This is a genomic window from Paenibacillus sp. TAB_01, from assembly GCF_043945595.1.
Classification (GTDB): domain Bacteria; phylum Bacillota; class Bacilli; order Paenibacillales; family NBRC-103111; genus Paenibacillus_S.
Map to the genome: position 1 here is coordinate 141847 of NZ_JBIFNP010000002.1, position 19392 is coordinate 161238.

23 protein-coding genes and 1 pseudogene are annotated in these 19392 nt (G+C 52.7%); 11 read left to right on the forward strand and 13 right to left on the reverse strand.

The features are described from left to right. Positions 1 to 42: 42 nt before the first annotated feature. From ACHHV8_RS33900 to ACHHV8_RS33930, 7 genes are all read right to left on the reverse strand, one after another. Positions 43 to 1077: an HD-GYP domain-containing protein gene (locus tag ACHHV8_RS33900; RefSeq protein ID WP_395163861.1), complete on the reverse strand. Its 1035-nt coding sequence runs from the start codon at positions 1075 to 1077 to the stop codon at positions 43 to 45. Positions 1078 to 1158: 81 nt separating this feature from the next. Further along, the gene (locus ACHHV8_RS33905) at positions 1159 to 1689 is read right to left on the reverse strand and encodes a methylated-DNA--[protein]-cysteine S-methyltransferase (protein ID WP_395163862.1); all 531 of its coding nucleotides are present in this window, start codon (positions 1687 to 1689) and stop codon (positions 1159 to 1161) included. After that, positions 1671 to 2837 (reverse strand): tRNA epoxyqueuosine(34) reductase QueG, encoded by a 1167-nt coding sequence (gene queG / locus ACHHV8_RS33910; RefSeq protein ID WP_395163863.1) that lies wholly within the window; start codon positions 2835 to 2837, stop codon positions 1671 to 1673. The genes ACHHV8_RS33905 and queG overlap by 19 nt, the downstream gene beginning before the upstream one ends. 77 nt (positions 2838 to 2914) lie before the next feature. Further along, positions 2915 to 3511 carry a signal peptidase I gene (gene lepB, locus ACHHV8_RS33915; RefSeq protein ID WP_395163864.1) on the reverse strand — a complete coding sequence of 199 codons (597 nt, stop codon included), beginning with the start codon at positions 3509 to 3511 and terminating at the stop codon, positions 2915 to 2917. A 2-nt stretch (positions 3512 to 3513) separates the two neighbouring features. Then, a complete protein-coding gene (locus tag ACHHV8_RS33920) occupies positions 3514 to 4074 on the reverse strand; it encodes a DUF402 domain-containing protein (protein WP_395163865.1) in 561 nt (186 codons plus the stop codon). A 246-nt stretch (positions 4075 to 4320) separates the two neighbouring features. Next, positions 4321 to 4743: a GNAT family N-acetyltransferase gene (locus ACHHV8_RS33925; RefSeq protein WP_395163866.1), complete on the reverse strand. Its 423-nt coding sequence runs from the start codon at positions 4741 to 4743 to the stop codon at positions 4321 to 4323. A gap of 632 nt (positions 4744 to 5375) precedes the next feature. After that, positions 5376 to 5840 carry a hypothetical protein gene (locus tag ACHHV8_RS33930; protein WP_395163867.1) on the reverse strand — a complete coding sequence of 155 codons (465 nt, stop codon included), beginning with the start codon at positions 5838 to 5840 and terminating at the stop codon, positions 5376 to 5378. A gap of 177 nt (positions 5841 to 6017) precedes the next feature. Between ACHHV8_RS33930 and ACHHV8_RS33935 the strand changes: the two genes are divergently transcribed. The 4 genes from ACHHV8_RS33935 to ACHHV8_RS33950 all read left to right on the forward strand — a co-directional run bounded on the left by ACHHV8_RS33935 (position 6018) and on the right by ACHHV8_RS33950 (position 8958). After that, complete coding sequence (locus ACHHV8_RS33935) at positions 6018 to 6188, forward strand: hypothetical protein (protein WP_395163868.1); 171 nt, start codon at positions 6018 to 6020, stop codon at positions 6186 to 6188. 189 nt (positions 6189 to 6377) lie between these two features. After that, positions 6378 to 6989: a superoxide dismutase gene (locus tag ACHHV8_RS33940; protein WP_395163869.1), complete on the forward strand. Its 612-nt coding sequence runs from the start codon at positions 6378 to 6380 to the stop codon at positions 6987 to 6989. 139 nt (positions 6990 to 7128) lie between these two features. Beyond that, entirely contained in the window at positions 7129 to 8244 is a 1116-nt protein-coding gene (locus ACHHV8_RS33945; RefSeq protein WP_395163870.1) for an HD-GYP domain-containing protein, read from the forward strand. Positions 8245 to 8268: 24 nt separating this feature from the next. Further along, positions 8269 to 8958 (forward strand): Crp/Fnr family transcriptional regulator, encoded by a 690-nt coding sequence (locus ACHHV8_RS33950; RefSeq protein ID WP_395163871.1) that lies wholly within the window; start codon positions 8269 to 8271, stop codon positions 8956 to 8958. Positions 8959 to 9091: 133 nt separating this feature from the next. Here ACHHV8_RS33950 and mutY read toward each other — a convergent pair. Next, a pseudogene (gene mutY / locus ACHHV8_RS33955) lies at positions 9092 to 10235 on the reverse strand (A/G-specific adenine glycosylase). 68 nt (positions 10236 to 10303) lie between these two features. Here mutY and ACHHV8_RS33960 point away from each other — a divergent pair. Then, on the forward strand, positions 10304 to 11167 hold the full coding sequence (locus ACHHV8_RS33960; protein ID WP_395163872.1) for an AraC family transcriptional regulator: 864 nt from the start codon (positions 10304 to 10306) through the stop codon (positions 11165 to 11167). 141 nt (positions 11168 to 11308) lie between these two features. Beyond that, positions 11309 to 11689, forward strand: coding sequence for a c-type cytochrome (locus tag ACHHV8_RS33965; RefSeq protein ID WP_395163873.1), 381 nt, complete (start codon positions 11309 to 11311; stop codon positions 11687 to 11689). Between the two features lie 370 nt (positions 11690 to 12059). Here ACHHV8_RS33965 and acpS read toward each other — a convergent pair whose 3' ends face one another. The 5 genes from acpS to ACHHV8_RS33990 all read right to left on the reverse strand — a co-directional run bounded on the left by acpS (position 12060) and on the right by ACHHV8_RS33990 (position 14711). After that, on the reverse strand, positions 12060 to 12455 hold the full coding sequence (gene acpS, locus ACHHV8_RS33970; protein WP_395163874.1) for a holo-ACP synthase: 396 nt from the start codon (positions 12453 to 12455) through the stop codon (positions 12060 to 12062). Positions 12456 to 12517: 62 nt separating this feature from the next. Next, positions 12518 to 13327, reverse strand: a complete 810-nt coding sequence (gene nadE / locus ACHHV8_RS33975; protein WP_395163875.1) for an ammonia-dependent NAD(+) synthetase — start codon at positions 13325 to 13327, stop codon at positions 12518 to 12520. A 257-nt stretch (positions 13328 to 13584) separates the two neighbouring features. Next, positions 13585 to 14019, reverse strand: a complete 435-nt coding sequence (locus tag ACHHV8_RS33980; RefSeq protein WP_395163876.1) for a BrxA/BrxB family bacilliredoxin — start codon at positions 14017 to 14019, stop codon at positions 13585 to 13587. A gap of 107 nt (positions 14020 to 14126) precedes the next feature. Beyond that, positions 14127 to 14393: a DUF3905 domain-containing protein gene (locus tag ACHHV8_RS33985; RefSeq protein ID WP_395163877.1), complete on the reverse strand. Its 267-nt coding sequence runs from the start codon at positions 14391 to 14393 to the stop codon at positions 14127 to 14129. A 186-nt stretch (positions 14394 to 14579) separates the two neighbouring features. Beyond that, a complete protein-coding gene (locus tag ACHHV8_RS33990; RefSeq protein WP_395163878.1) occupies positions 14580 to 14711 on the reverse strand; it encodes a hypothetical protein in 132 nt (43 codons plus the stop codon). Between the two features lie 198 nt (positions 14712 to 14909). Between ACHHV8_RS33990 and ACHHV8_RS33995 the strand changes: the two genes are divergently transcribed. The 5 genes from ACHHV8_RS33995 (at position 14910) to ACHHV8_RS34015 (ending at position 19229) form a co-directional block, all read left to right on the forward strand. Beyond that, positions 14910 to 15227, forward strand: a complete 318-nt coding sequence (locus ACHHV8_RS33995; RefSeq protein ID WP_395163879.1) for a LysM peptidoglycan-binding domain-containing protein — start codon at positions 14910 to 14912, stop codon at positions 15225 to 15227. 304 nt (positions 15228 to 15531) lie between these two features. Then, positions 15532 to 16065 carry a DedA family protein gene (locus ACHHV8_RS34000; RefSeq protein ID WP_395163880.1) on the forward strand — a complete coding sequence of 178 codons (534 nt, stop codon included), beginning with the start codon at positions 15532 to 15534 and terminating at the stop codon, positions 16063 to 16065. Between the two features lie 189 nt (positions 16066 to 16254). Further along, positions 16255 to 16578 carry an ArsR/SmtB family transcription factor gene (locus tag ACHHV8_RS34005; protein ID WP_395163881.1) on the forward strand — a complete coding sequence of 108 codons (324 nt, stop codon included), beginning with the start codon at positions 16255 to 16257 and terminating at the stop codon, positions 16576 to 16578. Positions 16579 to 16671: 93 nt separating this feature from the next. Further along, the gene (locus ACHHV8_RS34010) at positions 16672 to 17673 is read left to right on the forward strand and encodes an NADP-dependent oxidoreductase (protein ID WP_395163882.1); all 1002 of its coding nucleotides are present in this window, start codon (positions 16672 to 16674) and stop codon (positions 17671 to 17673) included. 278 nt (positions 17674 to 17951) lie between these two features. After that, complete coding sequence (locus tag ACHHV8_RS34015; RefSeq protein WP_395163883.1) at positions 17952 to 19229, forward strand: BaiN/RdsA family NAD(P)/FAD-dependent oxidoreductase; 1278 nt, start codon at positions 17952 to 17954, stop codon at positions 19227 to 19229. The last annotated feature ends 163 nt before the right edge of the window (positions 19230 to 19392 follow it).

A 19392-nucleotide genomic window follows, 5' to 3' on the forward strand; every position in this document is an offset into this window, starting at 1 on the left:
AAATCTTCTTTTGCGATTGTATCGAGTCCGGCGGCCCTCGCTCTAAAGCATGACACTATCGATAAAAACCGTTGTCTGCTTGGCCAGATCAACTTCTTTAATCTCGAGTGCATGGTCGTTTAAATCCGATTTAACAACGCGTACAACCGGTCTTCCCGGCAGGCCCCGATGCTGCCCTACCACAACGCCGGTTTCCTTCGTGGACAGCTTCACGGAAGCCCCTGTCGGGTACACCGAAATCGTCCGTAAAAAATGAATGACAATCTCTCTATCGAGCTGCGTGCCGGCCAGCGCGGTCATATGCTCGCAGGCCTCATGCGGAAGCATCCGGCGGCCCAAAGACAGATCGTAGAGCAGGTTGTCATAAGTGTTCGCGACAGCCACAATCTTGGCATACACATGAATCTGATCTCCGGGCATACGCCTCGGCATTCCCTCCCCATCGATCCTCTCGTGATGCTGAAAGGCGACATGGGCGATCAGCAGGCTGAACTCCCGTTTGTTTTTCAGCATTTCAAACCCGCGCCATGTATGATGCACACGCCGGTCCTCGGCGTCATCATTCGTGATGCGCTCCATTTTTCCGACATCGTGCAGCAGCGCTCCGATAGCCAGCTCCCGCAGCTGATTCATCGGCAGCTCCATCTGGATGCCTATCATTACGGACATCATGCATACGTTCAGAGCATGCACGTACATCGCGTTATCCTGGGTCCGGATATCCGACAGCTGGACGAGCACCTCTTTATTTTTGAACAGCTCTTCCAGCAAATTATCAATACTGCCGTTAATATGGCGCGTATTGAAATCTTTGCCCGAGCGAATCGATTCGAACGTTTCGCCCATCCGCTGCATGACGGCACGCTTCGCTTCATCGGACGCTACGTCGACAATCTCGACATCTTCAAACAGCGGATCTTTAATGTAAACCATTGTTACCCCGATCCGTTTCAGCGTAGTAATCATATAAACGGTCAGCTGTACCCCTTCGGATAGAAGGACGGTTCCATTCGCCGCAAATATCGTTCTGCCCAAAAATTGTCCAGGCTCCACATTGTCCACATGCATATATTTCATCTGATTGGTCTCCTAAGCGTTTCGTAGGCCTCTACTTCATTTTTCGGCAGGAGAGCCTTGTATCTTAAGCTTTCTTTGCGATTAGTTGCTTTTCAACGCTGCTCCTTCATGCCGGAGCAGGTAGGTTTTGATATGCAGACCGCCGCCATAGCCTACCATCGTCCCATCGGCGCCGATCACCCGGTGGCACGGCACGATAATCGGGACCGGATTGCGGTTATTCGCTCCACCGATGGCCCGGACCGCTTTCACCGAATCAATCATCCGGCCTATATCTTTATAAGAACATACGCTGCCATACGGAATATCCCGCAGCGCCTGCCAGACCTTCAGCTGAAACGGAGTGCCCTGCATATCCAACTGCAGGTCGAACCCGGTTCGCTCCCCGCGGAAATAAGCCTGCAGCTGGTTTGCCTCCTCCTCCAGCACGGCCGGGTCCGCGGCCCATACCGACTCCCCGTACCACCTATCGGACCAGCGCTGCAATCTCGAAGCCGTCTCCTCCGTGAACCGGCCGAACTCGATATGACATAGTCCTCTGCCGGCGTCAGCCAATACCAGCGTTCCGATAGGAGATTCCATCTCCCTGTATTTTATGATCCGGATGGACATAGGCTTTTCTCCAACTCCTTCATGACGATAGGATCCTGCTCGCGCTCCTTCGCATTCTGCAGCGCCAAGACCGCCTCTTCCCCGCCGATTTGGCCCAGAGACCAGGCCGCTGCGGACCGGATCTCCGGTCGCTCATCGCGAAGGAGCAGGTCGCTCAAGACCGAAACGGCCGATGTATCCTTGAAATGCCCCAGTGCCAGAATCGCGTTGCGCTGTATCGGCTTTCTGCCGCGCCATGCGGCCGAGCTTGTCCCGAACCGCTCCTTGAACTCGCGGTTCGTCATGTGCAGCAGCGGAAGCAGCAGCGGCTTCGCCTGCTCAGGATCAGGCTGCAGCTCCGGATGCTGGGTCCAATGCTTTCCTTTATTTTTCGGGCATACGATCTGACAGGTATCGCAGCCGTACAACCGGTTGCCGATCTTTTTCTTCATTTCATCATCTTCGATATGGCCCTTGGTCTGCGTGATGAAGGAAATACAGCGCTGGGCATTCAGCTGTCCCGGACCTACGAGCGCCCCGGTCGGACAAGCGTCGATACATAAAGTGCAGTCTCCGCAGCTTTCCGTGACCGGTTGATCCGACGGCAGCGGCAGGTTCGTGATCATCTCTCCCAAATAGACCCAGGAGCCGAACTCCGGGGTAATAATGGAGCAGTTTTTGCCTGTCCAGCCGATGCCCGCCCTCTCGGCAACCGCCCGGTTCACCAGCGCGCCTGTATCTACCATGCTCTCCAGAAGAGCGTCCGGCACCCGTTCGCGAATCCACGTCTCCAGCCGCTGCAGACGATTGCGCAGCACCTGATGATAATCCAAGCCCCAGGCGGAACGGGATAGCATGCCCCGGTATGCGCCTTTTTCCGAACGGGGGGCATCGGTAAGCTTCGACGGGTAAGCTACCGCAATGGAAATAATCGACCGCGGCTCGGCATGACTGAGCGACGGGTCGGTACGCTTGTCCAGATCCTTTTCCTCAAAACCCGATTCGAACCCCTTCTCCCGATGCCGGATAAGGATATCCTTCAATTCAACGAAAGGGTCTGCGGAGGAAATCCTTATTTTATCGATACCCAGCGATTCGGCCGCGGCCTGCATATCCAGCTTCAGCTGCTGCCAATCCATCGTGTCCATCTGTGCCTTTGTCTCTGACATGCAGGTCACCTCCTTGGGCCCGTCCTTCGGGACGATGCCGCCGAATAGTACTGTAGAGCTTTCCGGCAGGAGAAGCTCTACAAAGTTCTTATTTTATGAAACGGCCATACGATCCATTCCGCGCGCCCTTCCACTTTGGATAAAGGCACCGCACCGAACGTGCGGCTGTCCAGGCTCGCATAACGGTGACGGTTGTCTCCCATGATGAATACCTCGCCCGGCTTCACCTTGTAAGGCTCAATGCGTCCGTCTTCAATCAAGGAATCCGTGTAATCCTCCTGAACCGCTTCCCCGTTAATATACAGCTTCCCTTTCCGGATATGCACCTCGTCCCCGGCTATGGCCACAACCCGCTTGACCAAAAACGGATGATCCGAGTCCTCGCTTTCAGGGTCTTTCACCACGATGACATCCCCGCGCTCGGGCGTGCCGAAATACCGGATCGTTTTATTGATAAAAAGCCACTCCCCATCCTCCAAGGTCGGCTTCATCGAAGCTCCTTTCACCATGGAGAGATGGAAGACGAACTGATGCACAAGCACAACAATGCAAAGCGCAACAACAAGCGATTTCATCCATTCCCATACTTCCCTCAGGAAGCTGGTCGAATGCTCCTCGGCCGGGCCTTCTCCCATACGCTCACTATCCGGCTCTCTCGGCACAGAAGAACTCATGGCTATGCCTCCGTCCCTTCGCCTCTCGACTGAACCCAATGCCGGTAGTAGTCCAATACCCACTCATCGCAAAAGGGCGCCTTCCCCTCCGATATTCTATCCTGGAGATCCTTAAGCCCCTGCGCGACTTTCTTTTCCACGATCTCCGAATAGCGGTAGCTGATTTTGTGGCGCTCATACTCCTCCTGGTTCACAACGTGAACGGACCCCCCGGGCATACGGATGACATCAAGATCGTAATCGATATAAGTTATGACATTGCCGTTTACATAGGGAGGCGAGGCTACATTACAATAGTAACGCACGCCGGTTTCCTCAAGCAGCGCCACGACGTTAAACCATTGGTTCGGTATAAAAAAGGAAACGCCGGGAATTCGGCTTACCCACTGCTTCCCATCCGCTTCAATAATTTTGGTTTGACAGTTGATGAGCACAAGCATCGATTCCGCTTTGTGCGGCTCATATAAAAGGGATTCCGGCACCAGTCCGTTCTCCAGCCACATCCGGTGCAAATGCCCGTCATGCTTGAAGCTCTTTATAATATAGGAAGTAAATGTCGCCATGCCGTCCAAACCCTTCTATTTTAACGTACGCCGAACGATTGATGCAGCTCTAACCTGCTCGGATGGTTATTAGGGATGTGAGAAACGTTCCCTATCTTCAGTATAGTCTCGTTTTCTTCTTAGCATAAACTTATGTCAAGCGGCTTTCAAGAGCCGTAACGCAAAAAAGCACAGCCTCGACTTATGCTCGCGGGCTATGCTTGGCCAAAGGAACTGGTTATTACCTTCTCCGCACTTAGACGGCAGTTAACCGTTCACGATGCTTAACCGGTGGGTTGTCCGGGAGAAATCCGCAGCTTTGTAGCCAGCCGACTCATAGACCGGTAAAACCATCTCGTTATGAACATCCACCGTAATAAGAATGCGCCGAACCTTTCTTTGTACAAAACGCTGTCTCATCGCTTCAATCAGCTTCGTGCCAATGCCTCGGCGCTGGAATTCCTGACTGACAGCAATGCGATAATAATAGCCGTCCTGGTTATCGATCGTGCCGATGATCACGCCTACCAGCTGATCATTCGCTATGGCAACCAGCACCAATTCGCTATCCCAGGAAAGTTGTCTTGCAAAAGCTTCCATCGTCTCTTCGTAGCAAGCTTCAGTTAACACATGTTTGAACAACTCGGTACAGGCAACGTAATCGGACAGTTGAAAGGAACGAACGAGCATATTAAACTCTCCCCGCATCTTGGTTTAGATAATATAAAATACGACAAAAGTCGCAAATTTCCTGCTAAATATTCGAAAAAACCTTAAAAATCTTAATAAATATTTAAATCTCTCGTGTAAGCGCTGTATATTAAGCGTTTACATAAACTTTTTCTAGTTTTCCTCCCTATCATTACCATTTTCGTCCAAACGCATCTAATAAGCTTTTTCCTCTCGGCCGCTGTTTTTTATACCCATTCTTTGTTTTTATCATGTAAAATGGTAACAAATGGGCGACGCGTCCGTATAACCTAATACGACTATTTCCGACAGGAGTGAACCGATATGTCCAGCACCTCATCCTCTGAACCGGCTTCCGGTAAATCGAAGGCGCTTGTCGGCCTTTTTCTTGCAACGGCGTTGGCTGCCGCTCCCGGGTGTTCCCCCAGCTCACCCAAGCCGATGGTACAAAATAACGTGCCGCCGCAAAACAACGCGGTAGCGTCTGCACAAAACCAGACAACACCGTTGACCCAGGCGCCGGCGGCAGCGGATTATTGCCAAGACGTAAATAATGACGACTACTGTGATGACGATAACACCGTTATCAACAGACCCCAATCGCACTCCTATTTCTATAACGGGGCTACCTATTACCACAGAAACAGCGGAATTTCTTCCTCCGCGCCTTCGCAAACAGCGCCGCGTTCAAGCAGTACGACGACGATTGTGACGCCTCCGGCAGTCAGCGGCGGCACCTCCGGAGCCGTCTCTGGAAACGGCACGGCTGCCGGCGGATCAACGAGCTCAAGCCCGGCCAATACGCCAACGACAAGCTCGAGGACGGGGACTTTTACGACCAACGGAGGCAGCGGAACGGGCGGTGAAAAGGATTCATCAGCCGCTTCGGCAGGCGGATCCGCGAGCAAGAGCACCGCCAGTACGGGAGCTTCGTCGGCCGCTAAATCAAGCTCCTCGACCGACCATGCCGCCAGCACTTCCAAAAGCTCCACCACTTCAAGCTCCGGCAGCAGTTCGTCCAAAAGCGGCTCCGCCTCAAGCTCCTCCTCTTCCAAAAGCAGCGGGATCTCCTCGGGAAGCTCGTCGCACGGAGGCATCGGGAGCTCCAGCTCCAGTTCCAGCAGCTAATTCAAACCGCCCGAAAGCGGGTAATAGCTTTTAATAGGCGAGGCAGCGGCTTTTTCATGAAGTCTATTTCCATACAAGCATAATCTCGCGGCTGGGGAGACATGATATAGCTGCAAATCATCCCCTGTTGAGAGGAGGTCCGCCTAATGCAGGACATACGCCGGATTCACGAGCTTAACGACGTAGCGACGTCATCCTGGACGGAAGAGGAGCTTCATTACCATCAGCGAGTCATGAGCGACTTATCCCCCTGGCTGAACGCGCAAGGCACGGCCATGCTCGGCCAAATCATCCACGAGATCGAAGAGCGCGGGTAAAATCACACTTTTTATACATACGTGTTGATTTTATATCAAATATAAGGGATAATAAGTTTAACCGCTGCCAGGCTGAAATGCACAGGGAGCGGCACGCTGGCGCGATCTACGTTGGAATCGCCGTACCAGGTTCTATGCCAACGCTCTTCGTACCGGACACTACATATCATTTGGGAGGTTTTTACGAAAATGGCACATCAATTACCAGCTCTTCCTTACGCTAACAACGCACTTGAACCGCACATCGACGAAACAACGATGATGATCCACCATGATCGTCACCACAACACATACGTAACAAACCTGAACGCTGCTTTGGAAGCTCATCCTGAGCTGCAATCCAAAAGCATCGAAGAGTTGATCTCCAACATCGATGCTCTGCCTGAAGGTATTCGTACTGCTGTTCGCAACAACGGCGGCGGCCATGCTAACCACTCCCTGTTCTGGGAAGTGATCGGACCTAACGGCGGCGGCGCACCAAGCGGCAAGCTGGCTGATGCTATCAACAACGAGCTTGGCGGCTTCGACAAGTTCAAAGAAGATTTCGCTAAAGCGGGCGCAACTCGCTTCGGCAGCGGCTGGGCTTGGCTCTCCGTAACTCCGCAAGGCAAATTGGTTGTAAGCAGCACGCCTAACCAAGACAGCCCTATCATGGAAGGCAACACGCCGATCCTGGGTATGGACGTTTGGGAGCATGCTTACTACTTGAAATATCAAAACAAACGCCCTGACTACATCGCTGCGTTCTGGAACGTTGTGAACTGGGCTGAAGTTGGCAAACGCTACGAAGCGGCTCTGTAATAAGGCCGTTCTACCCGGGGGAGAGAACATCCTTGTTCTCTTCCCTTATTTTTTGTTCGGTTATACATTTCACAGAATTTTACGTTCCGATATGAAATAATATACACAATGTCTATGAACATAAAGGTGGTATAAGCCCATGCGACTACTTCCTATATCGATGGTTCAGCCCGGCATGCGACTTGGCAAAGCGATCATGTCCGAGGAGGGTCAGACTCTGCTTGCCGTTGAAGCCGAGCTCTCCCGCTCCTCCATCCGCAAATTGATTCACATGGGGTACCAGCAGCTCTATATCGTAGACAAACGAACGGAAGATATCCAGATTAAGGACGCGCTTCGCGAAGAAACGCGCGCGGCGGTGAGACTTCACCTGCTTCGGGCTTACCAGCGCCTGCATCAAACGGGCGATTGGACAAGCGGCGACAGGAAATCTTTGTCCTATGCGGCAATGCAGTCGATGAGGATGATCTATGAAGATCTGCGGCAGATGCATCAGGAGAGCGAGGATATCTCCCTGATGCTGATGAACCGAAGCAGCTTCTCCATCCTTGAGCACCTGTGCCAGAACGCTTTGAATGTATGCGTCTACGCCACGCGCATAGGCATGATTGAGAACCTGGACGAGGAACAGCTGTTTGCTCTCGGTCTCGGCGCCATGCTTCATGACATAGGCAACACCCAGGTTCCCCCCAAGTTTCTGCTTAAAACGACCCCGCTTACACCGCTGGAGTATGAGCAAATTCAAAAGCATACGGAATACGGCTTCCGCATCATTAAAGAGATGCCCGGCATCCCGCTGCTGTCGGCGCATTGCGCGCTTCAGCACCATGAGAAAATCGACGGTTCAGGGTACCCTGCAGGCCTGACCGAGGCAGGTATCCATCCCTTCGCCCAATGGGTCGGTCTGCTCGACGCCTATGATGCGATGACCAATCCAAGACCGTACCGCCCGGCTATTCCGCCGGATCATGCGCTGGAAAATCTTTGCACAAGAGCCGGAACATTGTATGATAGAGAGAAGGTCGATATGTTTCGAAGCAGAGTCGCTGTCTACCCTGTCGGTTTAACCGTAAGGCTGAATACGGGGCAGATCGGCATTGTGTCCAAGTCCAATCCTGTGTTCAAGCTGCGCCCCGTCATCCGGGCGCTGACCGATGAACGCGGTGAAAGCTTGAAGCAGCCTGTGGAGATCGATTTATCGCGCCATCTGCACATCATGATTAACCGGATCGGTGAAGATGCAATGGTTCACTAAGTTTGGAAAGAGATGAGCCCGGCTATGAGTATCATGCTTCGTTTATTAAAAAACGTACCTTTGTTTCAAGATTTATCGGACGACGAGCTGGAAGGCATCGCGCCTTTATTCGTGGAACGCAAATTTAAGAAGAACACCGTTTTATTTTTTGAAGGCGATATGGGGGATGAATTATTTATTATTGAGACCGGTCTGGTTAAGGTATACCGGATTGATCATGTGAAGGAAATTATTTTATCGCTGTTCGATGAGGGCGATTTCTTCGGGGAAATGTCCTTGATTCAAAAAGGGCTTACCCGGTCGGCAACGGCCGAAACGCTGGAGGCCACCACGCTGCACAGCTTGTCGCGGCAGGCCTTCACCCAGTTTCTGGAGCGGACGCCGAAGCTGAGCCTGAAGCTATTGGAAATGACGATGGACCGGCTGCGCAAAGCCAATGAACAGATTTACGATCTTACCTTTCTTGACGTGCGGTCGCGTACGATCAAAGTGCTTTGCCGGCTGGCGGAAGAGCATGGCATCGACTATAAAGGGCAGCTGCTGATCAATATGAAGCTGACTCATCAGCAGCTGGCGAATATGGCGGGGACGGTCAGGGAATCCGTGACGAAGGTACTGCAGGAGCTGCAGGAGGAACAGATCATCGCTGTTGAGAAAAAGATGGTCTTCATCCGCAATCTGGAGAAGCTGAAGCACAAAACGGCCTCCGTATAACCCGCATTCTTCTCTGCTGAGACCAGAAACGGGTGACAGAGGCAGTTGAACCCGCATCTCCCCTTCATCCCAGGCGGCACGTTCGCATCTTGCCGGGAGGGCTGCCGCGAAAAACGGTTAAATAGTTAAACAGTTAATCCAGCGAATCAAAATACCGGTTCAAAATACGGAGAAACACGTTCGGAAACGCATACTGCCCCATGCTCTCCCTATCCAGCCATTGATAATGCGAGGGGAGCGGGAATTCCGAACCGGAAGGCAGGAGCGAAGAGGCAAGCCTGCATACCACCACCTGCATCTCCCAGTGAATATGACTGAACGTATGCTCCGTCTTCATAAACCAGCGCTCCGGCTCTATCGCAACCGTCTCTTCCGCCAGCCGATCGGCCAGAGCCGATACGGACGGCTGCAGCTCGACAATCGTCGGCTCGGCACTCGCCGCTGCGTAAGCAAACGGAACCTCCGCATGCGGCAGCTCCCACATGCGGGCCAGCAGCCCTTCCTGCGGCCGCTGGCGTATAAGCACTCGTCCGGCCTGTGCGCCGGTGCCTTCGATCAGGGCGGCCATCCGGTGCTCGGGACGAGGCGGCTTGGCCTTCTTTTTCACAGGCAGCGCCTCTTCCATCCCCGCTTCCCTTGCGGCGCAATGCGCCATGACCGGACAGGTCAGACAGTGCGGCGAACGCGGAGTGCATACGAGCGCGCCCAGCTCCATCAGTCCCTGGTTGAAATCGCCCGCCGCTCCATCGGGAATCAGCTCCTTCGCGAGCTTTTCCATCAATACCCGCGTGCTGCCTTTCATAATGTCTTCCTCGATCAGAAAATATCTCGACAGCACCCGCATAACATTGCCGTCCACCGCCGGCTCCGGAATATTGTAGGCAATGCTCAGCACGGCACCTGACGTATATGGACCTACGCCTTTCAGCGAGGAGATTTCTTCCTTCGTGTTCGGCACGATCCCTCCGTACCGCTCATGAACCTCCCTCACGGCTCCCTGCAGATTTCGGGCGCGAGAGTAGTAGCCAAGGCCTTCCCACAGCTTCAGCACATCCTCTTCCGGCGCTTCGGCCAGCGACTCTACCGTCGGAAACCGTTCGATAAACCGGTGGAAGTACGGGATGACCGTGTCGACTCGCGTCTGCTGCAGCATGACTTCAGAAATCCAGATATAATACGGATTCCGGCTCCGGCGCCAGGGCAGGTGCCCTGCGATGCTTCCGGTACCAGGCAAGCAGCTCTGTTGAAAAGTACGTTTTCTTCTGTTCTGTATCCATGAGGTCTCCTTCTATATGCAAACGATTATGGTATAATAATGGAAATATCCATCGGAGGATTGAGGCGTATGTTAACTCCCGGTGAGCTGGCGGCCCGACTGAACAAGCTGGTCATATCGATCCTGCTGGTCGGACATCAGAAATGCAATCCGGAATGGCATCAGCTGCCCCGGACCATTCAGCACCACTCCATCTGGCTGGTTATTAAAGGCAAAGGCACCTTTACGATCAACGGCACGCTCTATCCTGCGGAGCCGGGAAAGTTTTTCGCTTTCAGTCCCGGCATGGTCGTCGAACGACAGACAGACCCCGAGCAGCCTCTTGAATATTACTTTCTCCGTTTTCATTATACGGAAACTTACGAGGAGAAGGAACAGTGGATTTACCGAAGCTCCACAGAGTCGGCTTTTCCGCTCGAGGGCATGTATACCGTAACCAACACGCCGCAGCTGATTTATTTGTTCGAGCAGTTGGATACGTCGTGGAAACGCAGAGGACATATGACGGCGATGCGGAGAAAAATATTGCTGCTGGAGTTTTTCCTCACCTTGATTCAAGACTTCCGCGCCCAAAAGATTGCCGGCGACACCACCGCGGCGATCGAGCTGACGCAGGATTATATGGTCGGTCATTACCAGGAGCCTCTAACGCTGGAGGGCCTGGCCCAGATGGCGGGCTTAAGCGTAAGCCATTATTCCCGGTTATTCAAGAAATTTATCGGCTACAGCCCCATCGATTACTTGACGCATCTGCGCGTCGACCGCGCCAAGGAACTGCTCGTTCTCTACGATTACAGACTGAAATCGATTGCGAACAGCGTCGGGTACACAGACGAATTTTATTTCAGCCGTATCTTTAAAAAGGTAACCGGCGTCTCGCCGCGCGATTACGCCAAAAAGCACCGCTTTGCCCCCGTCGTGAACCGGAGCTAGTCTCTTCGGCTAAAAACGATCTGGGAAGGCATTTGGGCAGCGTTTGACTTCCCGCCGCTACTCTTGTACGCTAACCATTGACCGATCCGCGCAGGAGTAGCGGCGGATCATGAAATGACGATTCTCGGAGGGATAGGACACATGAAAGCATACAAGCTGGGCATGCTGAGCGCATGCTCCCTTCTGTTGGCTGCAGCGCTGAGCGGCTGCGGCGCGGCCCCGAGCGGCCAAGAGCCGTTCGGCGGCGCCAAAACCCCCGCCGCCAGCTCGAACGCAGAGCTGACTTCGGCTCCCGAGCAGGTGCAGGCGGTGTACAAGCAGACCTGCTTGTCCTGCCACGGCGGCAACCTGGAGGGAAAGGTCGGCCCGGAGACGAACCTGCAAAAGATCGGCTCCAAGCTCAGCAAGGAGCAGATCGCCCATCAAATTACGAACGGCGGAAATGGCATGCCCGCCTTCGGTTCCAAGCTGAAGCCGGACGAGGTCGATGCCTTAGCCGGATGGCTTGCAGCTAAAAAGTAAGCAGGGCCCGGCGCAGAAGGCGTTGCTCTTTGTATCTGCCCCAGCCCGGCAATCCCTGCTTAGCTCAGCCCAGCGGGGATTGCCGGGCTTTTTTGCCGTCCGGGCGTCCAGTGGCCGAACCCAAAGGAACGGGCGCTAGCGGCCACGATACCACTATGCGCTCCATCATGGCCATAAGCTGCCCAAAACGAATGCGGCCGCCCTGCCCAGGATGAACGAATACTGCGGCTCCTCTCTCCGGCATACGCTTAGCTAGACGGCCCTCGAACCCTCGGACGCGCCAAACACCCCGGAACTTGTTTTACATGTTCCGGGGTGGGGCTGTCCTGTGTACCGCAGCGGCCAATCCGCAAGCTAAGTGCGGCCCGTGCTATACCCGCTCCACGACCGCATAGGCCATGGCCGTCGTATCCGTATGCGTAATGCTGAGATGCACCTTCACCGCTCCCGCATCTGAGTCAAGCTGCAGACGGGCCAGCGCGGCCTCGGAAATGCGGCAGACGGGCTTGCCGAGCGCATCCGGCAGCACCTCCATATCCTGCAGCGACAGCTGCTTGCCGATCCCGCAGCCAAACGCTTTGCTTACGGCCTCCTTGGCCGCGAAACGGCCGGAGACAAACTCGGCAAGCCTGCCTTGGCGGCGGGCGGCAAGCTCCCTTTCCCCGGGCGTCAGCACCCGCTCCAGGAAGCGGTCCGCCGACGACTGGGACAAAATCGAGCGAATGCGCTCAATTGCCAGCAGGTCGGTTCCTATTCCAATAATCATCGTGCAGGGCTACCCCATTTCGGTTCCATTCATACAATTAACGAATTTCATTACAGCTTTCATTAAATTCCCGGGATTCCCGCGCGCTTATGCTCGGTCTTCAGGTACTGCTTCTCCAGCTTCTCTTGGGCAGCGGCATCAATGTCTTTGCCTTCGAGGTAGGCACTGTTCGCATCGTATGAAATGCCAAGCTCCGACTCGTCCGTCTGCCCTTCCCATAAGCCCGCCGTAGGCGCCTTATCCAGTATGCTTTGCGGAACGCCCAGCTTCGCGGCGAGCAAACGCACCTGCCGCTTGTTCAAGGTGCTCAGCGGAGTAATATCGACCGCTCCGTCCCCGTATTTGGTAAAAAAGCCCGTAATAGCTTCCGATGCATGATCCGTTCCGACGACAAGTAAATTAAGCTCGAAAGCCAACGCATATTGCAGCACCATGCGCGTTCTTGCTTTTACGTTGCCTTTGCCTCCGCGGCTCAGATGACGATGCTCTCCGATCGATTTCAGTCCGTATTCGGCCTCCAGCGCGATTTCATTGACCGCTTCTTCGATGTTCGTTTCGATTTTATATTTCAGCTTGAACGCTTCCGCCACTGCATAGCTGTCCGCGATGTCCACCTGCTCGCCATAGGGCTGGAAGACACCGACGGTTTTGTATTCTCTGCCCTTCTCTTCCGTCAGCTCATTGGTGGCTTGAACACACAGCCCTGTCGCTACCGCGCTGTCAATCCCGCCGCTGATGGCAATCAGCAGCCCGTCCACTCCGGCTTTAAGCGTGTACTCTTTCAAAAAATCGACGCGCTTGCGGATTTCCTCATCTACATTGATATCCGGCTTCACGCCAAGCTTCGCAATAATCTCCTGCTGTAAGCTCATGTTTGGGCCACCTTTCCCATCGTTTTCCTTTAAGTATAGAGAACTCCGCTATGCCATTGCAAGACCTTTGAACAAAGTCTCCCAAAAGTGAAAATAAGCCCCCAAGGCTTGTTCCGGTTCCTTTCCGGAGGTCCCCGTTTCGTTTCCATGGATTTACCATGCACATCGTTTCGCGCATCACTTCTTAAACAACAAAAAACTCCCGCTCTCATCCAAGCAGCAAGCCAGGACGAGCGGGAGTCGATCTTGTAAGCTTATTATTTACAATGAGCTTCGAAAGCGGCGATCAGATCGCCGGCAATCATTTCCGCGGAGCGGTCTTCGATCTGATGGCGCTGAATGAAATGCACCAGTTGACCGTCCTTGAACAGTGCGATCGAAGGCGAAGACGGAGGATAAGGCGCCAGGTACTCACGCGCTTTAGCCGTTGCTTCTTTATCCTGCCCCGCAAACACAGTGTACAGGTGGTCCGGCTTCACTTCATGCTGCAGTGCTTTGGCCACGCCTGGACGGCATTGACCGGCTGCACAGCCGCACACGGAATTGATAACGAGCAGCGCCGTTCCTTTGGAGTCCTCCAGATTCTCAACGACTTCCTCCGGGGTACGAAGCTCTGTAATGCCGATACGGGTCAAATCATCGCGCATCGGTTGAACCATATCTCTCATGTATGAATCAAATTGAAATTGCATAACTGTCTTTCACTCCTTTACCTACATAAGGGTATACAAACTATCATATGTTCCATTATACATCGGCTTGGAATGAAAGCAAAGCATGTAGCACGAAAAAGACACTCCTATTTTTTTGGAGATTTCATCTTCTTTTTCGTAGCCTCGTTCGGAGCATTGTAGGCCGGGTACGCAGCATCCTTATCCGGGTGCGTGAACATACCGCCCTGCGGCGCTATCCCTTTCTCGAACAGATCCAGGTTTTCGCTTGTATGAAATCCGATATCCTTGTAAGGATGAACCCACTCATCTCCTGCCATCACGACCGGATCGACATCCTTGGACCAATTCTCCAGCGGAGACTGCGGCGATCCATATACATGATCCCCAATCACAACACCTTGGGAATTAACGAAGGGCTCCTTAGGCTCCGGCTCCTTCCTTAAACTGCGGCAAAAAATTAATTTCGAACGGATCCAGCTCGCTGTTATCTTTACTACCGGCTACGGGCTGCACCGGTTTCCCCTGTTCATGACGGTCCATGCTTGACTTCCTCCTTCCATTCCTTAGTGCCCAAAGGCTTAGACGGACGGACGGTTCGGTTCGCGCAGCTTCTTGTCGGTGCCTGCCGTTTCGGCGGCCTGGCTTGATTTTTGTTTATTTTGCTGAGCTTGCTGTTGTTGTTCCTTGGATGCCGAAATGTTATTTTCCATAAGTAAGCTCCTTTCTTCTTTTAACACGTAGTATGCTTCTAACGTTCATTTCCAACCGCAGCTTCAAAAATTGGCAGCAGGAAAGCACGGCTTCCCTCTATTTATTATGACCTGCCGCTTTCTAGGCATTCGCCGTGCCCCGGAGATAGGCATTCACATAGACTAAAGGATAAATGCCTATCCGAAGAGGTGATTTCCATGCGAATTGCAGTCAATAGAAACCTGCTCAAGCTGCATGGCCGCTTTTACGTCGTTCAGTTCAGCGACTCCCTATACTTAATTTCACAAAGATTCGGCGTCAGCGTATCCGATCTGCTCACTTACAATGATCAATTGTCGGGATCGAGCACCATCTTTCCCGGCGAGGTGTTGTATATTCCTGAGCCCATGTCCAAGACGCTGAATCAAGAGGCCGACAAACAGCGGAGCAGACAAAGAAGCAGGCGTCAGCGGGCCCAAGCGGGTCATCTGACAAGCAAGCACCAAAGCGCCAAGAAACGTCCTCCAAGATCTTGAACAGGGCGATGAAGCCGACTATGTAAAAAATGCTCTCGCCCGGCAGACAGCTGCCGGGTTCTTTGACTTTGTCTGCGTCTCAGAGCAAACAATCTTCAGAATGAATTAAGAATTTCCCCCGCTTGTTCCTAAGAGTTTTCCGGTACGATAAAAATCGTTGCAAGCAGGAGCTTCTGCTTCCAACAAGCTGTACCACGTCAAGAAGGGGGACTCTACAGGATGAATTATGAAACACTGCTGTCCATGATCGGCACCTTTCGGATATGCCGCACTTTTCTTCTCGCTGTGGCTGGGGATCGTTGGTATGCCGATTCCCGATGAGGTCATTGTTATGACCGGAGGAGGAGTTACGACGAGCGGCCTGCTGCAGCCGCTGCCCGCTTTTATAATGACGTACCTGGGTGTCGTGACCGGTTTGTCGCTCGGTTACGTGCTGGGACGGTGGATCGGAGCACCTGTCCTCGGCCGGCTCCGCCGCAAGAAGAATCTGGGCCGCTATATCCAAATTTCAGAGCGGCTCGTACACACATACGGGAGCTTCGCCCTCTGCCTCAGCTACTTTTTCCCGGTAGTCCGTCATGTCATGCCTTATCTCGTCGGAGTGAATCGGATGACCTTTCGCCGCTACGCGCTGATCTCTTACAGCACCGGCTTTGTGTGGACGCTAATATTTTTCACCGTGGGACGTTATGTCGGCGATCACGCCGTGGCTATGGGCACGCTCCTGTATACTTACGGCTTGAAGCTTCTCTGGCTTCCCAGCGTTTTAGCCGCCGTCTTCTTCATCTTAAAGCATACGAGGAAAAACCGGTCCGCCGATACGGGTTCTGTGAACTAGGCCCCTATCCTTATCAACGGTACGTTTTCTCGTAAAAAGCACGCACGTATACTTGCGGAGATGTGCTGGCTGGTGCAGACTTGAGAGGTTCGAGATTTGGGGACCCATTCTTTCTCTGCTTGATTTTATTAAAAAAACGGCTATAATTACGTTTAAGAGATTAAACGAATGAACTAAGAGGTGGAACGTATGAGCCGGCAAACCGAGGATATTTTACAGCAATTTAAAGATTGTATCCCACTACTGGAAGTGCTGACCGATGAAAACCGTCAAGCTGTTATTATGCTGCTGGCACAGAACAAACCGGGGCTTAACGTTAATACAATAGCAGGCCATATAAATTTGTCCAGACCGGCTGTCTCTCATCACTTAAAGGTGTTGAAACAGTCCGGTTTTATTAAATCCGAAAAAAAAGGCGTAGAAAACTATTACGTACTGACTGTCCGTAAACCACTTGAACAACTCAAATCATTAATTACTGCCGTTGAAGACGAATGCAACCGGGCTCAGTGATTACCAAGAGACTTAAGCGAATACTGCAGTCAAATTTTTTTCGCCATTTGGTTCATACGTTTAAACTAATAATCAAATATGGAGTGATATTAAATGGAGGCTATGATCATTGAGAAATACGGAAAAAATGTCCCCTTAGTGATGGCAGAACGACCCCTGCCGAATATTGGAGAACATGATGTGCTGGTGGAAATTCACGCAGCCAGCTTAAATCCTATTGACTATAAAATTAAGGAAGGAAAAATGAAATTCCTATTGAATTACAAGTTTCCTCTAATTTTGGGCAATGATTTCTCCGGAGTTGTAGTCAAGGTTGGCGATCGGGTGAATACATTTAAACCTGGAGATGAAGTGTACGGAAGACCCCGCAAAAACCGGATCGGAACATTGGCAGAATTTATTGCTGTTCATGAGGAAGATATCGGGCTGAAGCCGCACAATCTCACCTTTGAAGAGGCGGCATCGATACCGCTGATTGGCCTTACGACTTACCAAGCCTTTGTTGATCTATTAAATCTTCGCAAGGGCCAAAAAATTCTGATTCACGCAGGTTCGGGAGGCGTAGGAACTTTTGCCATCCAATTGGCTAAGCTGATGGGTGCTTATGTTGCCGCCACAGCAAGCGAAAAAGGCTACGAATTAGTCAAATCGCTGGGGGCCGATCTCGTTATTAATTATAAAACAGAAAATTTTGAAGACATGCTTACCGGATATGACGCAGTTTTCGATACTTTGGGCGGAGAAGCCTTGGAAAAATCATTCCGCATACTGAAACCGGGCGGACAAATCGTATCCATCTCCGGCATACCGAACGCCAGATTCGGAAAAGAAGCGCAGTTGGGTTGGATGAAGACAGCCATCTTGTCCCTCGCGAGCCGTAAGATCAAAGCCCTGGAGGAGAAGAGCCAAACGAAGTATCACTTCCTTTTTATGAAACCGAGCGGAGAGCAACTGAAGGTTTTAAAGGAATTTATGGAAGGTGGTCTCATTAAACCTATTGTGGATAAGGTGTATCCTTTGCAAGAAGCCGGGCAAGCATTTAATTACCTGGAAAGTGGCAGAGCCAAGGGAAAGGTCGTCATTAGAATAAAGTAATGCCAGGAAAAAATCCATCCGTTCCGCAGATCATTGAACTCCTGCGAAATGATTCAGTTTCCTAACGTGGAACCGAAAAGCTATGCAGAACCAGCAAAATCAAGTCTAAAGCTTTAATTCTCTATAGATACTAGCGGAGTCACGAGTTACTGCGTCTGACAGCTTCTGCGGTCTCTCGTTTGCTTCCCCTGAGCCAAAAAGAGTAAGATGGGAGAAGCTGAACCTGCCCAAGCGGGGCGGGCAGCTGCAAGCATACAGCCTATAAGGAGTTATCCAATATGTCTTACGATGTTATCGTTATCGGCGGCGGGCCCTCCGGCCTAATGTCCTGTATTGCCGCCGCATCGCACGGCGCGAGTGTCCTGCTGATCGACAAGGGGGACAAGCTCGGACGCAAGCTGGGCATCTCCGGAGGCGGCCGCTGTAACGTTACGAATGCCAAGGAAATCGACGAGCTGATCCGGCATATTCCCGGCAACGGGCGTTTTCTGCACAGCGCTTTCGCCAACTTCAGCAACAAGGACATTATCGCGTTTTTTGAAGGGCTCGGCATTGCCCTCAAGGAAGAAGACCGGGGCCGCATGTTTCCCGTCAGCGATAAGGCCAAAACCGTGGTTGACGCCCTGATCGGGAAGGTGAAAAGTCTAGGCGTGGAAATCCGGATCAACCAGCCGGTTCGCCGGGTGCTGTACGGGGAGGAACAAGTGCTGGGCATCGAGCTTCATAACGGCCGGCGGATCGAATCGCGCACCGTTATTATCGCCACCGGCGGCAAATCGGTGCCGCATACGGGCTCTACCGGCGACGGATACCCTTGGGCCGAAAAGGCCGGCCACACCATCACGGAGCTGTACCCGACCGAGGTGCCGATCACCTCGAAGGAGCCTTTTATCCGCAGCAAAGAGCTGCAAGGGCTCGCCCTGCGCAGCATTACGCTCGCCGTCTGGAACGGCAAAGGGAAGAAGCTGATTGAGCATGAAGGCGATATGCTCTTTACGCACTTCGGCATCTCCGGTCCCGCCGTCCTCCGCTGCAGCCAGTTTGTCGTTAAGGCGCTGAAGCAGCAAGGAGGAGGAACCGTGCGTATGACTGTGGGCCTGTTCCCTGAACAGTCTGCGGACGAGCTGTATCAGTCCACCCTCCGTCTGGCCCAGGAGGATCCGCGCAAGCAGATTAAAAACGTGCTGAAATCGGCAGTGTCCGAAAGGCTCGTTCCCCTGCTTCTGGAGAAAGCCGGCCTGCCCGGCGACATCACGTTCGATCATATTCCGAAGCAGCCGTGGATGGATTTCGCCAAGCTGCTGAAGGCGTTTCCGATCGAGGTCAACGGGACGCTGTCCATAGAAGAAGCGTTCGTCACCGGCGGCGGCATTAATCTGAAGGAAATCGATCCGAAGACCATGATGTCCAAGCGGAAGCATGGGTTATTCTTCTGCGGCGAAATTCTTGATATTCACGGCTATACAGGCGGATACAACATTACGGCCGCCTTTACGACGGGCTATACCGCAGGCATGAGTGCGGCTGCAGCAGCCTCCGGCGATTTGCAGGGTTAACCTTTCACCTGATGAACCAAAAGTCTCTTGCTCTTAGCTGGCAGCAGCACATTTATGGTGCATAACGTCCCGGGAGCCAGGAGGGATTCGAACCTCCGGCCGATGGACGGACGGGGCGGCGGTTCAGAAGGCCGCTGCTCTATTCAGCTGCCATGTGTTGGCG

Coding starts and splice junctions, on each gene's coding strand:
- nadE (WP_395163875.1), bottom strand. CDS start 13,327: ATGAGCTTACAGCAGGAGATTATTGCGAAGCTTGGCGTGAAGCCGGAT.
- queG (WP_395163863.1), bottom strand. CDS start 2,837: ATGTCAGAGACAAAGGCACAGATGGACACGATGGATTGGCAGCAGCTG.
- ACHHV8_RS33935 (WP_395163868.1), top strand. CDS start 6,018: ATGCAGGACATACGCCGGATTCACGAGCTTAACGACGTAGCGACGTCA.
- ACHHV8_RS33960 (WP_395163872.1), top strand. CDS start 10,304: ATGTTAACTCCCGGTGAGCTGGCGGCCCGACTGAACAAGCTGGTCATA.
- ACHHV8_RS33920 (WP_395163865.1), bottom strand. CDS start 4,074: ATGGCGACATTTACTTCCTATATTATAAAGAGCTTCAAGCATGACGGG.
- ACHHV8_RS33950 (WP_395163871.1), top strand. CDS start 8,269: ATGAGTATCATGCTTCGTTTATTAAAAAACGTACCTTTGTTTCAAGAT.
- ACHHV8_RS33965 (WP_395163873.1), top strand. CDS start 11,309: ATGAAAGCATACAAGCTGGGCATGCTGAGCGCATGCTCCCTTCTGTTG.
- ACHHV8_RS34005 (WP_395163881.1), top strand. CDS start 16,255: ATGAGCCGGCAAACCGAGGATATTTTACAGCAATTTAAAGATTGTATC.
- ACHHV8_RS33940 (WP_395163869.1), top strand. CDS start 6,378: ATGGCACATCAATTACCAGCTCTTCCTTACGCTAACAACGCACTTGAA.
- ACHHV8_RS33945 (WP_395163870.1), top strand. CDS start 7,129: ATGCGACTACTTCCTATATCGATGGTTCAGCCCGGCATGCGACTTGGC.
- ACHHV8_RS33900 (WP_395163861.1), bottom strand. CDS start 1,077: ATGAAATATATGCATGTGGACAATGTGGAGCCTGGACAATTTTTGGGC.
- ACHHV8_RS33990 (WP_395163878.1), bottom strand. CDS start 14,711: ATGGAAAATAACATTTCGGCATCCAAGGAACAACAACAGCAAGCTCAG.
- lepB (WP_395163864.1), bottom strand. CDS start 3,511: ATGAGTTCTTCTGTGCCGAGAGAGCCGGATAGTGAGCGTATGGGAGAA.
- ACHHV8_RS34015 (WP_395163883.1), top strand. CDS start 17,952: ATGTCTTACGATGTTATCGTTATCGGCGGCGGGCCCTCCGGCCTAATG.
- acpS (WP_395163874.1), bottom strand. CDS start 12,455: ATGATTATTGGAATAGGAACCGACCTGCTGGCAATTGAGCGCATTCGC.
- ACHHV8_RS33995 (WP_395163879.1), top strand. CDS start 14,910: ATGCGAATTGCAGTCAATAGAAACCTGCTCAAGCTGCATGGCCGCTTT.
- ACHHV8_RS33930 (WP_395163867.1), bottom strand. CDS start 5,840: ATGCCTCCGTGCGACGAGCTTCCCGAGGAGATCCCGCTGCTTTTGGAA.
- ACHHV8_RS33980 (WP_395163876.1), bottom strand. CDS start 14,019: ATGCAATTTCAATTTGATTCATACATGAGAGATATGGTTCAACCGATG.
- ACHHV8_RS33905 (WP_395163862.1), bottom strand. CDS start 1,689: ATGTCCATCCGGATCATAAAATACAGGGAGATGGAATCTCCTATCGGA.
- ACHHV8_RS33925 (WP_395163866.1), bottom strand. CDS start 4,743: ATGCTCGTTCGTTCCTTTCAACTGTCCGATTACGTTGCCTGTACCGAG.
- ACHHV8_RS34000 (WP_395163880.1), top strand. CDS start 15,532: ATGCCGATTCCCGATGAGGTCATTGTTATGACCGGAGGAGGAGTTACG.
- ACHHV8_RS34010 (WP_395163882.1), top strand. CDS start 16,672: ATGGAGGCTATGATCATTGAGAAATACGGAAAAAATGTCCCCTTAGTG.